This window comes from Thalassospiraceae bacterium LMO-JJ14 (assembly GCA_021555105.2).
In the GTDB taxonomy this organism is placed as follows: Bacteria; Pseudomonadota; Alphaproteobacteria; order Rhodospirillales; family Casp-alpha2; genus UBA4479.
Window position 1 is genome coordinate 1,281,142 of sequence record CP134604.1, and the last position, 14,171, is coordinate 1,295,312.

The 14,171-nt window shown below is 56.6% G+C and carries 14 protein-coding genes; 8 read left to right on the forward strand and 6 right to left on the reverse strand.

Annotated features, from left to right (window positions below; translation table 11 throughout):
* Positions 1–82: 82 nt before the first annotated feature.
* Genes L2D14_06260 through L2D14_06270 form a run of 3 tightly spaced genes read right to left on the reverse strand, consistent with a single transcriptional unit; the run spans position 83 to position 2,092 of the window.
* Positions 83–1,486, reverse strand: coding sequence for a cbb3-type cytochrome c oxidase subunit I (locus L2D14_06260; protein WNK01025.1), 1,404 nt, complete (start codon positions 1,484–1,486; stop codon positions 83–85).
* 3 nt (positions 1,487–1,489) lie between these two features.
* On the reverse strand, positions 1,490–1,921 hold the full coding sequence (locus L2D14_06265) for a DUF420 domain-containing protein (GenBank protein ID WNK01026.1): 432 nt from the start codon (positions 1,919–1,921) through the stop codon (positions 1,490–1,492).
* Between the two features lie 21 nt (positions 1,922–1,942).
* Positions 1,943–2,092 carry a hypothetical protein gene (locus L2D14_06270; protein ID WNK01027.1) on the reverse strand — a complete coding sequence of 50 codons (150 nt, stop codon included), beginning with the start codon at positions 2,090–2,092 and terminating at the stop codon, positions 1,943–1,945.
* Positions 2,093–2,456: 364 nt separating this feature from the next.
* Between L2D14_06270 and coxB the strand changes: the two genes are divergently transcribed.
* From coxB to L2D14_06290, 4 genes are all read left to right on the forward strand, one after another.
* Positions 2,457–3,332 carry a cytochrome c oxidase subunit II gene (gene coxB, locus L2D14_06275; protein ID WNK01028.1) on the forward strand — a complete coding sequence of 292 codons (876 nt, stop codon included), beginning with the start codon at positions 2,457–2,459 and terminating at the stop codon, positions 3,330–3,332.
* 35 nt (positions 3,333–3,367) lie between these two features.
* On the forward strand, positions 3,368–4,987 hold the full coding sequence (gene ctaD / locus L2D14_06280; GenBank protein WNK01029.1) for a cytochrome c oxidase subunit I: 1,620 nt from the start codon (positions 3,368–3,370) through the stop codon (positions 4,985–4,987).
* A gap of 21 nt (positions 4,988–5,008) precedes the next feature.
* Positions 5,009–5,596, forward strand: coding sequence for a cytochrome c oxidase assembly protein (locus L2D14_06285; GenBank protein ID WNK01030.1), 588 nt, complete (start codon positions 5,009–5,011; stop codon positions 5,594–5,596).
* A 64-nt stretch (positions 5,597–5,660) separates the two neighbouring features.
* A complete protein-coding gene (locus L2D14_06290) occupies positions 5,661–6,476 on the forward strand; it encodes a cytochrome c oxidase subunit 3 (protein WNK01031.1) in 816 nt (271 codons plus the stop codon).
* Positions 6,477–6,555: 79 nt separating this feature from the next.
* Here L2D14_06290 and L2D14_06295 read toward each other — a convergent pair whose 3' ends face one another.
* Together L2D14_06295 and L2D14_06300 are read right to left on the reverse strand one after the other, a co-directional pair.
* Positions 6,556–6,777 (reverse strand): GDCCVxC domain-containing (seleno)protein, encoded by a 222-nt coding sequence (locus L2D14_06295; protein WNK01032.1) that lies wholly within the window; start codon positions 6,775–6,777, stop codon positions 6,556–6,558.
* A 9-nt stretch (positions 6,778–6,786) separates the two neighbouring features.
* The gene (locus tag L2D14_06300) at positions 6,787–8,193 is read right to left on the reverse strand and encodes an SLC13 family permease (GenBank protein ID WNK01033.1); all 1,407 of its coding nucleotides are present in this window, start codon (positions 8,191–8,193) and stop codon (positions 6,787–6,789) included.
* 92 nt (positions 8,194–8,285) lie between these two features.
* Between L2D14_06300 and phaC the strand changes: the two genes are divergently transcribed.
* Positions 8,286–10,082, forward strand: a complete 1,797-nt coding sequence (gene phaC / locus L2D14_06305) for a class I poly(R)-hydroxyalkanoic acid synthase (GenBank protein ID WNK01034.1) — start codon at positions 8,286–8,288, stop codon at positions 10,080–10,082.
* 9 nt (positions 10,083–10,091) lie between these two features.
* Here the strand turns inward: phaC and L2D14_06310 are convergent, their stop codons facing one another.
* Positions 10,092–10,703 carry a TetR/AcrR family transcriptional regulator gene (locus tag L2D14_06310; GenBank protein WNK01035.1) on the reverse strand — a complete coding sequence of 204 codons (612 nt, stop codon included), beginning with the start codon at positions 10,701–10,703 and terminating at the stop codon, positions 10,092–10,094.
* A gap of 180 nt (positions 10,704–10,883) precedes the next feature.
* Between L2D14_06310 and L2D14_06315 the strand changes: the two genes are divergently transcribed.
* Genes L2D14_06315 through L2D14_06325 form a run of 3 tightly spaced genes read left to right on the forward strand, consistent with a single transcriptional unit; the run spans position 10,884 to position 14,170 of the window.
* The gene (locus L2D14_06315; GenBank protein ID WNK01036.1) at positions 10,884–11,546 is read left to right on the forward strand and encodes a DUF1326 domain-containing protein; all 663 of its coding nucleotides are present in this window, start codon (positions 10,884–10,886) and stop codon (positions 11,544–11,546) included.
* A gap of 56 nt (positions 11,547–11,602) precedes the next feature.
* Complete coding sequence (locus tag L2D14_06320) at positions 11,603–12,343, forward strand: DUF2182 domain-containing protein (GenBank protein ID WNK01037.1); 741 nt, start codon at positions 11,603–11,605, stop codon at positions 12,341–12,343.
* Positions 12,344–12,391: 48 nt separating this feature from the next.
* Complete coding sequence (locus L2D14_06325; protein WNK01038.1) at positions 12,392–14,170, forward strand: SpoIIE family protein phosphatase; 1,779 nt, start codon at positions 12,392–12,394, stop codon at positions 14,168–14,170.
* Position 14,171 lies beyond the last annotated feature (1 nt).

The window sequence follows — 14,171 nt, forward strand, 5'->3', positions numbered from 1 at the left end:
TACTTGTCCGCCTGCTGGCTCTGTCCGCAAGTGACGGGTTATAGAAGATTGTCCCGCCAACATCCAGACTTTCCGAAATATCCTATGGTGCGCGTGCCAGAACCCGCTTCGCGGCGATCCAGATAAACATGATGCCGCCGATAACCGCGATGACGCCGCCGATACCTATGCCGACATGGCCGATCCAGTTGCCGATGACATCCATGCCGGGGGCCGTGTCGGAAACCTTGCGCGGTGCGCCGTACCCGCCGGCGATAAAAAGGCCCAGACTATGCAGAAGCTGACCAAGGCCATACAGCCAGAACGATGCCCGGATGGTCTTCCATCGCAAAAGTCCCCGCTCCAGCAAAGGCAGGACAAACAGGATGATCAGGCCCATGGCGGCCACGTTTACGCCGCCGATGACGCCATGATAATGAGCGGGCGTGCGAGTATCGGTGCCGTCGACAAAGATGCCGAGGACGCCGCCGGCAAAGAAAACGACCAGTGACAGCGCCAGCGCAAGGCGAGCGGTCCGCCGGGCGTCGCCTTCGGGTTTCGGTGCGCGGAGCAGGTTAACCCCGGCGATCAGGCCGACGAAGATCGGCACCGGGGCCAGTGCATACTGATAATGCGTGAACAGCACGCGTTCCTCGGCGGAAAACGGCGCTTCGATGAACATCAGTGCGAATCCGCCAAGGGCGAGCACGGCATTGAACCCGAACGCTCCCATCACGAGCCTTGGCGTCACGGGGGGACGGCCAAGGGCACGACCGCCCAGCAAAACCCAGCCGGCAATCATCAGGCTGGTGTTGAAGAACTGCAGAATGTGACCACCGGCCCAGAACAGGTCCTCATTCTCGGCGGCGATGGCCGGCATGATACCAAGGCGGTTCCATGAAACGGCGAATGCGGCAACGGCGAGCAGCGCAATGACGGCACAACTGAGCCCGGCGGCGCCGATCGGTTCAAGCGGACCGCTGCGCATGAGCGCATTTGCAATGATGCGTACCGCCGCGAGCGTGATCGCAAAGGCGACCATCAAAAGACCGATATAATAAACGGGATCGATAATTGCCGGCACGTAGTTGTTCAGGGACGGCTGTCCGCGGTCCATCAACGCAGGCACCGCCAGCATGACGAAAGCGATGGTCATCGCCGCCAATGCCGATGCACCGAGGCTGCGAAGTTTCGGCGCGCTGTCCGATAACCGGTATGCGCCGATCAGCATCAGAATAATGCCGATCGCGAGATACCAGACGACGAAAGAGAAGACGACATGGATGATCAGGCTTTTTTCATAAAAAGCCACCGGCCATGGAAACAGTGTGTCAGCACCGGGAATGCGTGAAATCGCCAACAGCAGCGCATAAATCCCGGCGATGGCAAGGGCGCCCAGCGCGAGCACCGTCCAGCGCCTGAGCTCGCGTGAAGCAGCGGCGGACGAGAGCGCGGGCCTGAAGCCTTCGACAGGGTCCCAACGCTGTTCCTGAGTGGGCTGAAACACGGCTCAGCCTCCTTGATACGGATACATGTGGACCGCCATGACATAGACGACGACACCGGAAATACCGACGTACATCCAAAGTGGCCAGGTAATGCGGGCAATCTTTTTATGTTGATCGAAACGTTCGCGCAGGGCGCGGATCGCCGTGATCGGGACCAGCGGTACGATGGCTATGGCGCCTAGCACATGCACGAATAAAATCGTGAAATAGACATAGCGTACAGCACCTTCGCCGCCGAATTGAGCAAAGCCGGCGTTGAGTTTGTAAATAACGTATGAAACCAGAAATACAGCCGATGAAGCCAGCGCCGAAATCATCATGGCGCGGTGCTTACCCCGCTCGCCGGACTTGATGAAGTAGTACCCGAGTGAGAGAAAAACCACGGAAATGCCGTTGAACAGGGCATTCGTATGGACCAGTTGATCGAAATCCATGATGCGGCAGTTCCCGGCGCTTTATTGCAGTGGATTGTCCGTCAGGCGCAGGAAAATGCTTGCGTACATGGCCAATGCGGCAGTCGCCAGAACAATCGCCAGTATCACGTTTCTCATTTTGCGATTCGATGCCGGTATTGTGTCGCCGTTTGCTTGTGTTTGCTCGCTCATGGATTCGCTTTCCGTTTACGTCTGGTTGCATCTTCAGCGGGCTTGCGGGAAGCCACGCCTTCACTTGCCGTGGATTTAGGCGCTCACGTCCCGAAATGCACGGACTTTGTATGCCATATTTCCACGCTATGAATGGGGTTTTCCCATCTAACCTCTTGTCATCCAACACTATCATGCCCAAAATCAACGTGAGAAAAATGTAAAAATATAAGCATGGATTGCGATTGGCGGCTTGCTCCTTTGCGGTCTCGGCTTTAAAAACACGTTCTGAAACTTCGTGTCTGGTGTTTTGTCCGTCACGGCGTATCGGCAATGACAATTTAAAGGCGGTCTATAGTAGGCGGCCAGCAATCAGGTGAGACGAATGCTAAACAAGCTCAAGATTTTCGTACCCGCGCTTGTCGGCGTGTTGATGGCCATGGGCCCGGCGCTGGCCGGCCCGAATGGTGAAGTGCGCTCGGCGCCTTGGCAAATGTGGTTGCAGGAACCTGCCTCGCCGACAGCAGACCGCATCGTTGCCTTCAATGCGCAGTTGTTGGTGATCGAAACCCTTATCGTGATCTTCGTTCTGGGGTTGATGGCTTATATCGCCTTTCGCTTCAGCGCCAAGAAAAATCCGGTGCCGTCAAAAACCACACATCACACGGGTCTGGAAGTCGCCTGGACGATCATTCCGATTTTCATTCTGGTCGGCATTGCCGTCCCGTCACTGAAACATCTGTATTTCGCGGACCGTACCCACGATGCGGAAATGACGCTGAAGGTTACAGGCAATCAGTGGTACTGGAATTATGCTTATCCCGACAACGGCGACTTTACCTTTGACAGCATCATCGTTCCGAAGGATGAACTGAAGGAAGGCCAGCCCCGGCTTTTGACCGTCGACAACAAGGTTGTGCTCCCGGTCGAAACCAACATTCGTATTTTGCTGACGTCTGCGGACGTTATTCATAACTGGGCGATCCCGTCGCTGTCGGTCAAGATCGACACCATGCCGGGCCGTATCAACGAAACCTGGACCCGGATTCATGAAAAGTACGTCGGCAAGACGCTGTACGGCATGTGTTCCGAGCTTTGCGGCGTCAACCACGGTTTCATGCCGATCGCCATTCAGGCGGTATCGAAGGAAGATTTCGCCAAGTGGGTCAAGGAAGCCCAGGAAAAATTCGCATCGGATGACACCAAAACGGATGGCACGGTTCGGCTGGCAGCAGCCGGTGTACCGGCTATCACCCGTTGATCATCCGCACAGATATTTGAGGAGAGGGACGTAACATGGCGAACGCAGCTGACGCCCATCACGACGAACACGGTCACGACGACCACTATCCGAGCTTTTTCTCACGCTGGTTCTGCTCGACGAACCACAAGGACATTGGCACGGTCTATCTTTATGTTTCGATGGTTGCCGCCATTATCGGCGGTGGCATGTCCTGGTACATCCGCCTGGAACTGGCCGAACCCGGCATTCAATACATCGAAGATTTCCAGTTCTATAACGTGCTGTTGACCGCGCACGGATTCCTCATGGTGTTCTTCGTCGTCATGCCGGCAATGATCGGCGGCTTCGGCAACTGGTTCGTGCCGCTTATGATCGGTGCGCCGGACATGGCGTTCCCGCGTATGAACAACATCAGCCTGTGGCTGCTGATCGTAGCACTGGCGATGCTGGTAATTTCGGCATTCGTGGCAAGCGGTGTCGGGACTGGCTGGACGGTGTATCCGCCGCTTTCAAGTAACGTCTACCATCCGGGCGCAGCCGTCGATTTCGGCATTCTGTCCCTGCACCTTGCAGGCGCCTCGTCGATTTTGGGGGCGATCAACTTTATCGTGACCATTTTCAACATGCGTGCGCCGGGCATGACCATTCACAAGATGCCGCTGTTCGTATGGTCTATACTGGTGACGGCGTTCCTGCTTCTGCTGGCGCTGCCGGTTCTTGCCGGCGCGCTGACCATGCTGCTGACGGACCGTAACTTCGGCACGCATTTCTTCGATCCCGCCGGTGGCGGCGACCCGATCCTGTGGCAGCACCTGTTCTGGTTCTTCGGCCACCCGGAAGTTTACATTATTATCCTGCCGGCGTTCGGTATCATCTCGCAGATCGTGTCCACGTTCTCCAAGAAGCCGGTGTTCGGCTATCTCGGGATGGCGTACGCGATGGCGGCGATCGGTGTTGTCGGCTTCGTCGTGTGGGCACACCACATGTACACCGTCGGTCTCGACGTCGATACCCGGGCTTACTTCACCGCCGCGACGATGGTCATTGCCGTGCCGACAGGGGTTAAGATCTTCTCCTGGCTGGCGACAATGTGGGGTGGGTCCATCGAGTTCAAAACGCCGATGCTGTATGCCTTCGGCTTCATTTTCCTGTTCGTTGTGGGTGGGGTCACGGGTGTGACGCTGGCCAACTCGTCGGCGGACCTGGTGTTCCACGATACTTATTTCGTGGTCGCCCACTTCCATTATGTGATGGCGATCGCGGCGATCTTTGCGATGTTTGCCGGCTGGTATTACTGGATCGGTAAAATGTCCGGCAAGCAATACAGCGAAGGCTGGGGCAAGGTTCAGTTCTGGATTTTCTTCGTCGGTGTGAACTTGCTGTTCTTCCCGCAGCACTTTGCGGGGCTGGCCGGCATGCCGCGCCGTATTCCGGATTATCCGGATGCCTATGCGGGTTGGAACTACCTGAGTTCCGTCGGCGCCCTGATCACCGCGATCGGCACATTGCTGTTCTTCGTGATCCTGTTCAGGACCTATGCATCCGGCGCGAAAGCCGAGCAGAATCCATGGGGCGTGGGTGCAACCACGCTGGAATGGCACGTGCCTTCCCCGGCGCCGTTCCACACCTTCGAGGACCAGCCGGACATGTCCGGTAAGGCACCGGCCGAATAAGCCGGCCTGCGGAGCGAAACGATGGCGAACGCCAAACGCAAGAATGCCCGGACGGCGGTGATATTATTCTCCGTCGCTGCCGGCATGCTTGGACTGGCGTTCGCGTCGGTGCCGCTTTACCGCCTTTTCTGTCAGGTGACGGGATTGGGCGGCACGCCGGGCGTTCAGGCGAACGCACCGGAAACGGCGACCGACATCGATTTCACGGTTCGTTTCGATGCCAATACCAATTCCGGCCTGGGATGGCGCTTCAAGCCCGTACAGCATGAAATAAAGCTGAAGCTTGGCGAAGAACGTTTGGCGTTTTTCCAGGCGACCAACCTGACGGACAAGACAATGACCGGCACGGCGACGTTCAATGTGACGCCGCTCAAGGCCGGACAGTATTTCGTCAAAATCGACTGCTTCTGTTTCACCGAACAGGTGTTGAAGCCGGGGGAAACCGCAGAGATGCCGGTATCTTTCTATGTCGATCCGGCGATCTATGACGACGTAAATACCCGTGACGTGAAGACGATTACGCTTTCCTATACCTTCTATGAGCAAACTGATGCTGAAAGTAAGGTTTCGGAAGTGCGGCAACCGTTGAAAGCTGCGGAGAAGGGCTGACAAGGGCGGTATATCCAATGCCGTCCCTGTCATGAGTAATTAAAACCCGAGGGGGAAAATACCGATGAGTGGTGCGAAAAGTCATCCCTATCATATAGTCAATCCGAGCCCGTGGCCGTTCGTGGCAAGCATGCTTGCTTTTGCCATGGCGATCTTCGCGATCATGTATATGCATGGATCGTCGATGGTCGGCTTGCTGGTCTGCTTCGCGGCGCTGGTGATCGTTGCGGCACTGTGGTGGCGCGATGTCATCGCTGAGGGGCGTAACGGACATGATCATACCGAGGCTGTCCGCCATGGTTTGCGCATGGGGATGCTGCTATTCATCGTTTCTGAAGTGATGTTCTTCTATGCCTTCTTCTGGGCATACTTCAACGCATCGATCCCGGCGCTCAGTTTCGTCGCATCGCCGACCTGGCCGCCGGAAGGCATCGAGCCGCTGGCAACGTGGCATCTGCCGTTCCTGAACACCTTGATCCTGCTGACGTCCGGCGTCACCGTGACCTACGCACACCATGCTATTCGCCTGGGTGACAACAAGCGTGGTGCCACCGGCATCCTGCTGACGGTTATTCTGGGCGCATTGTTCACGGCCTGTCAGGCCTACGAATACGGCCATGCAACGTTTGGCTTCCAGGACGGCATCTACTCATCGACGTTCTATTTGGCAACCGGGTTCCATGGCTTCCATGTTCTGGTCGGAACGATCTTCCTGCTGGTCTGCTATTTCCGCACGCTGAAGGGGCACTTCACACCTGAAGGCCATATCGGTTTCGAAGCCGCCGCCTGGTACTGGCACTTTGTTGACGTGGTTTGGCTGTTCCTGTTCACCGCCGTCTACTGGTGGGGTTCATTCGGCTATGTCGCACCCGCGCAATAAACGCCGGATATCATGAATGACGAAGGCCGGGGTTCGCCCCGGCCTTTTTCTATGCGCCCTGGTTCTAATCGTCCTGGTTTTATTCATCCTGGCTGTTGCAACATTGATCGCCGGCTTGGATAGGTGGGCAGGGGGTATCGCCATAGGAGCAGAATACGCAGCAATCACCCGGTTTGGGCTTAAGCACGACGCCGCATTTGCCGCATTCGTGAAAATAGATGCAGGCATCTGTCGGCATACTCAGCGTTTCCTCAAACCCGCATACGGGGCATGTCAGCGCCGAAGTTAGTTTGACCTGCACAAACGCCTCCTAGAGCAACCCCAGGAACACCCACCACAGATAATTAAGCGGCACCAGCACGATCAGCGAGACGGCCGCCAGCGCGATGGTCATCCTTGCACCGTCCCGGAGCGAGACACCACCCAATTGCATGGCGACGATCAGCGGCGGCACCTGATAGGGCAAAATCACCGTTGAATACGCGATCACCTGGCTCATCAGTACGGTTCTGAGCGGTATCCCGGTCAGGTTCGATAATTCGCTGGCCATGGGGCCGACGATGGCGGGCACACTGGGCGCGGTCGCGACCATGTTGACCACGGTGCCTAGCCCGATAATGGAAAAGAACGACATCAGCGGGGCATCTTTTGACAGCGGGATATGTGCCAGCAGCCAGCCGCCGATCCATTCGCCGGCGCCTGTTTCGACCAGAACTGCACCCAGACTAAGGATGCCGGCAACGTAAATGGCGGACGGAAAGTTCACCTTTGTTTTCAGATCGTCGCCGTTGACGATACCGATGCCGGGCAACATGCAAACGACGGCCGCGGCCATCGCAACCCAAGCCGGGGAGATATGGTGGATGAAGTCGGTGACCCAGAAACCGAGAGTCACGGCCAGTATAAGTGCAAGCCGACGGCCCTCCGGGCGAAGCGGCTGGGCGGGTTCAACATCAAATGCAATGTCGCGGCCTGTTTTCGCGCTCGGAAACAGCATGAACACCAGTGCAACGACCGAAACGGCTTTAATAATACCGTTAACCGGCATGTGCATCAGCATGTATTCGCCGTAGTTGAAGGTCATGCCGAACATGTTCTCGGCGACACCGACGAGTACCATATTCGGCACGTTTGCCGGTAGAATAGCACTCGACGGCATCCAACTCGCACAGGCCAGCGTCATGACCAGGCCGGTTCGCTCGCGAGAGCCCTGGCCGTATTCCAGCTTGTCGGCAAGGGCAAGGACGATCGGGGCGAGCAGGATAATCCGGCCCATGGTCGACGGCATCAGTAACGCCAGCGCGATGGAGACCAGCGCGACACCACAGACGACACGGAAATAACTACCGGCGAATTTGGCGGTGATCGTTGTTGCCAGTCGAGCGCCAAGACCGGTTTTCTGGACGGCGACCCCGATAATCAGTCCACCGAATACCATCCAGAAGGCTGTTGAATGAAATCCGGAAAACACGACGTCCGCCGGGGCGGCACCGATGACCATGGCCAACGTGAAGAAGACCAGTGCCGTCAGAAATTCGGGGATCGCAACGGTGGCGTATAATCCGACCGCCAGCAGGCCGAGCGCCGCTCCCGTAAACGCGCTCTGTGGCACGCCGGCAGGCGGCGGCGTCATAAACAGAAAGACTGCTGCGATGGTTGTCACCAAAGCAAGCAAGTGTGAAGGCGAGCGGACAATGCCGAAGGGTGCTTGAGACATGGACTTCGTTATAAAGCGCCAAAGGCGGTCGACAACACTTAAATCAATAGCGAAGCTGGGTTATGATGGGCCGAACCAGGGGAGACGAAGCCATGGCCGAGGACGGCAATGAAACCAATCAAGTATTCGATGCGGAAAAGCATGCAAAAATTTATGCAGACTTTGCCGAACGCTCGCAACGCATCGTAAATACCTTTCTCGAGCGTCAGCAATCAGGCGAAAACTACAGCGTTGCCGATCCGGTCGAAATCGGCCGGATGTTCATGGATGCTTCCATGAAGATGATGTCCAATCCGCAGAAATTCGCTGAATCCCAGGCAAAGTTGATGCAGGGGTATGCGGAAATATGGCAGGCCACGGCCAAACGCATGTCCGGCGAAGAAGATGTGAAGCCGGTGATCGAACCGGCCCGCGATGACCGCCGTTTCAAGGACAATGCCTGGTCCGAGGATGCGGTCTTCGATTTTATCAAGCAATCGTATCTGTTGACGTCGGACTGGCTGCATAATCAGGTCCGCGATGTCGAGGATGTGGACCCGAAAACCCGCGAAAAGTTGCAATTCTACACACGCCAGTTCGTCGATGCGCTTTCGCCGACCAATTTTGCAGCGACCAACCCGAAGGTGTTGAAAGCAGCACAAGAGACGAAGGGCGAGAACCTGATCAAGGGTCTGGACCAACTGCTCAAGGATATGGAGCGTGGTCAGGGCGAACTGCGCATTTCAATGACCGATGCCGATGCGTTCGAGCTTGGCAAGAACGTCGCCGTGACTCCGGGCAAGGTTGTTTATCAGAACGATTTGATACAATTGCTGCAGTACGAGCCGACGACGGAAAAAGTCGCAAAGCGGCCGCTGCTGATCGTGCCGCCCTGGATCAACAAGTATTACATCCTTGATCTGCAACCGAAGAACTCGTTCATAAAATGGGCAACCGACCAGGGGCAGACGGTATTCGTCATCTCGTGGATCAACCCCGATCAGAAATATGCCGATAAAAGGTTCGAGGATTATATGCTCGAGGGACCTCTGGCGGCGATGGATGCAATCAAAGAGGCAACCGGCGAGTCCGAGTTGAACCTGATCGGTTATTGCATCGGCGGGACGCTGACGGCCTCGACGCTGGCGTATATGGCCGAGAAAAAGGATAACCGCGTCAAATCGGCGACCTTCTTTACGACCATGGTCGATTTCTCGGAACCCGGCGAACTGGGCGTCTTTATCGATGAAGCCCAGCTTAAGCGCCTGGACGAACACATGGAAAAAACCGGCTACCTCGATGGACAGTACATGAGCCAGGTCTTCAACATGATGCGGGACAACGATCTGATCTGGTCGTTCGTGGTCAACAACTATCTGCTGGGCCGCGAGCCGATGGCTTTCGATCTGTTGTACTGGAATTCCGATAACACGCGTATGCCGAAGATGATGCATTCGCTGTATCTCAGGAAAATGTACCTGGAAAACAAACTGGTGCAACCGGGCGGCATCACGCTTGACGGAGTGGGGATCGATCTGACGAAGATCAAGGTGCCGGTGTATTGGCTGTCGACCAAGGACGATCACATCGCGCCGTGGAAATCGACGTATATGGCGACAAAGCTTTATAAGGGGCCGAAGCGGTTCGTGCTGTCGGCAAGCGGTCATATCGCGGGTGTCATCAATCCGCCGGCGGCTGACAAATACTGCTACTGGACCAACACCAAGACGCCGGAAGATGCGGATGAATTCTTCGATGGCGCCACCCAGCATGCGGGTTCGTGGTGGCCGGACTGGCAGAAATGGGTCAAGAAATATGCTGGCGGAACCGTGGCTGCGAGAAAGCCCGGCGACGGCAAGCTCAAGGTGATCGAGGATGCCCCCGGTGCTTACGCCAAGGTGCGCATCTGATCCAAAAGGCTATCTGCCGAGCAGAAGTGCGGTTTGTGCCTGCAGATTGCGGAATTGCCGCCCCGGCAATGCCGGGTCCTGACGCACGCCTGCCAGAATGATAGCGCCTTCACCGGCACTGACGAACAGGTCCACCAGATCATCCACATCCACAGCTTTCCGGGGCGGCGCGGCGTCAAGCGCGGCTTGATAGTAGGGGCGAAGTTTATCTACGGTCTGCTCGATGCTCACGCTGGTGAGGCCGCTGATGGTTGCAGGGTATTCGCTGCGTTGCAGGGCGACAGAAGCATAAATACACCCCTCAATCACCTCGGGATGCTGGTCCAGAGCATCCGCATAGAGGCCCAGGATGTTCAGCAGTCTTTGCACCGGATCGTCGCTGAGCCGTTCGGCACGTACGCAGATATCATCAAAAAGGGCGGCTTCGGTTTCAATGAAGCGTGTGACCACAGCTTCGGCGAGGGCGGCCTTGTTCGGAAAGTGGTGAAAGAACGCCCCCTTGGTGATTCCGGCTTCGGTAATTATGCGGTCAATTGACGCACCGGCAAAGCCGCGCTGCAGGATGATTCCCTGCGCGGCGTTGAGGATATTTAGGCGGGTGGTGGCTCCGGAACGCGGCATATTTTCAAACCATATAGTATGTATAAACTTTAAGTGTGATTTATATCACATCTAAATTATTATTATAAATACAATTATACAGATTTACATAACAGACTAGTTGGTATAGTAACGCGCCCGTCCTGACCGACGCGGGCTGATTAAGTCCGGCCGGAGGATCAGATCAATAGGAGGGTAACAGTGAGTGAATACAAAGATTGGATGTTGCGCGGGCCCAAAATCGGCGGGTGTAGTTGCGATTACGGGTGTCCGTGCGAGTTTAACGGCCGCCCCACGAACGGCGATTGTGAAGGCATGGAAGCCATGCGGATCGACGAGGGCTATTTTGAAGACGTTCGTTTGGATGGACTTGTCTTCGCCGTACGGTTCCGTTGGCCTGGTGCCGTTCATGAAGGTGGCGGCACGGCGCAGGCTTTTGTCGATGAACGTGCAACGGAGGCACAAGTCGATGCCTTGTTCAAAATTCTAAGCGGCGAGGAACAGGAACCGACCACGGTCTTCAATATCTATGGTTCGACGATAGAAACCGAACTCGATCCGGTTTTTACGGCCATTGAATTCGCGTGCGATATCGAAAACGCAACTGGATCTTTTAGCGTACCTAAGGTTATGGATTTCGAACTCGAGCCGATCAAGAACCCGGTCACCGGGGAAGATCACCGTGCGCAGATCAACCTCAAGACATCGTTTGAGTTCAAGGTCGGCGAAATGGCCAGCGCAACGATCAAGTCCCCCGGTCCGGAGATGCCGATGGATTGGGAAAAGGTTTACGGTGTGCTGTGCCACGTGACTTACGGTCCGTATGGCATCATCAAGGATCATCTTTTTGAAACAGCGGCGTAAGGCTAAGGCCGATGCTAGCCGGTTTGTTTTCAAGAATACTGCGTAAGGACCGCCAGATGGCGGTCCTTGTCCTTGCGCCTGTCTGCATCATTGCCTGGACCTATACCGCGCTCGGTGTCGGCATGAACATGACGGCTATCGACATGACGGGTATGGCCAGCGACATGGCGATGCCGCCGACTGCGTGGACGCCGATGAACAGTGCGCTGATGTTTGCCATGTGGTGGGTGATGATGGTGGCGATGATGCTGCCTTCAGCGGCGCCCATGCTTTTTCTGTACCAGCGTGTGGTCGCAAGGCGCAACCGTGATCGCGCGCTGGGTGATATGACGGTATTCGCCCTTGGCTATCTTGTGACCTGGGGCGGTTTCAGCCTCGCTGCGACGGGATTACACGCCGCAGGGGAACTGAGCGGCTGGGTTAATGGCATGATGGCGTCTTCCTCGCACCTGCTGAATGCCGTGCTCCTGATCGGGGCCGGGGGCTGGCAGTTGACCCCGGTTAAAAATCGTTGTCTTGAAGCTTGCCGTACCCCCGTGGTGTTCCTTAGCAGAATCTGGCGCCCGGGCGCCGGGGGGGCGTTTCGGATGGGCATTGTGCATGGGGTGTTCTGTGTCGGTTGTTGCTGGGCGATGATGCTTCTGCTGTTCGTCGGCGGGGTAATGAACCTTTACTGGATCGGCGGCCTTGCGCTGTTTGCATTGGCAGAGAAACTCACGCCAGGTTGGCCCTTGTTCGACCGGTTGACAGGCGGTGCGCTGATCCTTTCTGGGATGGCCGTACTGGTTCTTGGATAGCCACTAACGGATTTGCCCGCTGGGGGCTTTCCGGGCATAGTTTCGGCCATGGCCGAAGGCAACGTAAACAGTGTGGAATTGAGCAGCGGCGCACGCTTCGGTGTGGCGCCAGGTGATGCGCACAGCCATCTGGAACTGTTGGCCGATATGGGCCGCGATTTCGCGACCAGCCTCGATCTGGAAGCAACACTGGCGCGTGCCGTACAACGCATCACGGACTATGTCGATGCCGAGGCCGGTGCGTTGTTCATGCTGTCCCCGTCTGGGGAAAAACTGCTCTGCGATGCCTGCGTCGGGCCGGTGGAAATCACCGGTCTGGAGATTGCTGCCGATCAGGGGATCGTCGGGTTCTGCGTGCAGAACGACAGCGGACGCATCGTCCGCGATGTCGCCAAAGATCCCGATTTTAATGCCTCGGTCGACGACGAAACGGGCTTCAAGACAAAGTCGATCCTGTGCGCGCCGATGAGCGTCAAGGGCGAGCAGATCGGCGCCATCGAGTTGATCAACAAACGCGGCGGCGACGGCCTTTTTGACGATAATGACCTGCACCTGCTGCAGGCGCTTTCCGTTTCAGCCGGGCTGGCAGTTCTCAACGCCCGTATGGCGGCGGCGCTGGTCGAACAGGAACGGGTCAAGCGGGAACTCGAACTGGCCGCCGAAATTCAGCGCTCATTGCTGCCGGAAGAAAAAGATTCGGACTTTCCGGTCAAGGGCATCAATTTGCCGGCCCGTGTCGTTTCCGGCGATTTTTACGATTTTTATCCCCTCGATGACGGGCGGGTCGCGTTCACCCTCGGCGATGTGTCGGGTAAGGGGATGAACGCAGCGCTGATGATGGCGAAAACCGCAAGCTTGCTTCGTTGTCTCGGAAAATCAATCAAGGAACCGGGCAGGCTCCTGACGCTCGTGAACGAGGAAATATGCGAAACCGCGACGCGCGGCATGTTCGTGACACTTGTGCATGGCGTTTACGATCCGGACAGCGGTTATGTACGGCTGGCCAATGCCGGGCACGAACCGCCGCTGATTTACGGCGCCGACGGCAGTTTTCGCGCCATCGAAGCGGAAGCGCCGCCATTGGGGATATCGCCCGCACTCCTCGACGAGGATGGGTTTCCCGAAACGGAACTGAACCTGAATGGCGGCCAACTGTTCGTTTTCACCGATGGCGTCACAGAGGGTTATATCGCCGATGGCGTCGAGCTTGGCGCGGATGGCCTGAAAGAACTCATTGCCAATGCCGGCACGGGCGGCGTGCAGGGTATTTTGAACCAGGTACGTGAAAAGATCGGCGGGACAGGTGAAGCGCTCCGTGACGATGTAACTTTGCTCGCTATCGACGATGGCACGGCCAAACATACATCGGGGGTGGCGCTTGGCGCTGCGGAACCCGGTGCTACGGACGCGCCCGGCGAGAAAATTTTCCAACTCCGTGTCACGGCCAAGGCCAACCGCCTTCGTCTGATCCGCAATGCTGTCCGTGAGACGGCATCGTTCTGCGGATTTTCCGAAGCCGATACACGCGATATCGTGCTGGCGGTGGATGAAGCCTGCCAAAACGTCATTCGTCATGCCTATGGCCACGAAGGCGAGGGGGATATAGCTATAGAGATCCGGCACCGTCCGGATGCGATGGTTCTTTTCCTTCGCGACTTTGCCGATCCGGTGGATATTTCCAAAATCAAGCCGCGCGATCTGGACGATTTGCGTCCGGGCGGGCTGGGGACGCATCTCATCAGCGAAGTAATGGATGAGGTAGACTTCTTGCCGCCGCCGATAGATGGCGGCAATCTATTGAGAATGGTTAAAAGAATCGGGGATTAGG

Coding starts and splice junctions, on each gene's coding strand:
- L2D14_06265 (WNK01026.1), bottom strand. CDS start 1,921: ATGGATTTCGATCAACTGGTCCATACGAATGCCCTGTTCAACGGCATT.
- L2D14_06270 (WNK01027.1), bottom strand. CDS start 2,092: ATGAGCGAGCAAACACAAGCAAACGGCGACACAATACCGGCATCGAAT.
- coxB (WNK01028.1), top strand. CDS start 2,457: ATGCTAAACAAGCTCAAGATTTTCGTACCCGCGCTTGTCGGCGTGTTG.
- ctaD (WNK01029.1), top strand. CDS start 3,368: ATGGCGAACGCAGCTGACGCCCATCACGACGAACACGGTCACGACGAC.
- L2D14_06285 (WNK01030.1), top strand. CDS start 5,009: ATGGCGAACGCCAAACGCAAGAATGCCCGGACGGCGGTGATATTATTC.
- L2D14_06290 (WNK01031.1), top strand. CDS start 5,661: ATGAGTGGTGCGAAAAGTCATCCCTATCATATAGTCAATCCGAGCCCG.
- L2D14_06300 (WNK01033.1), bottom strand. CDS start 8,193: ATGTCTCAAGCACCCTTCGGCATTGTCCGCTCGCCTTCACACTTGCTT.
- phaC (WNK01034.1), top strand. CDS start 8,286: ATGGCCGAGGACGGCAATGAAACCAATCAAGTATTCGATGCGGAAAAG.
- L2D14_06310 (WNK01035.1), bottom strand. CDS start 10,703: ATGCCGCGTTCCGGAGCCACCACCCGCCTAAATATCCTCAACGCCGCG.
- L2D14_06320 (WNK01037.1), top strand. CDS start 11,603: ATGGCGGTCCTTGTCCTTGCGCCTGTCTGCATCATTGCCTGGACCTAT.
- L2D14_06325 (WNK01038.1), top strand. CDS start 12,392: ATGGCCGAAGGCAACGTAAACAGTGTGGAATTGAGCAGCGGCGCACGC.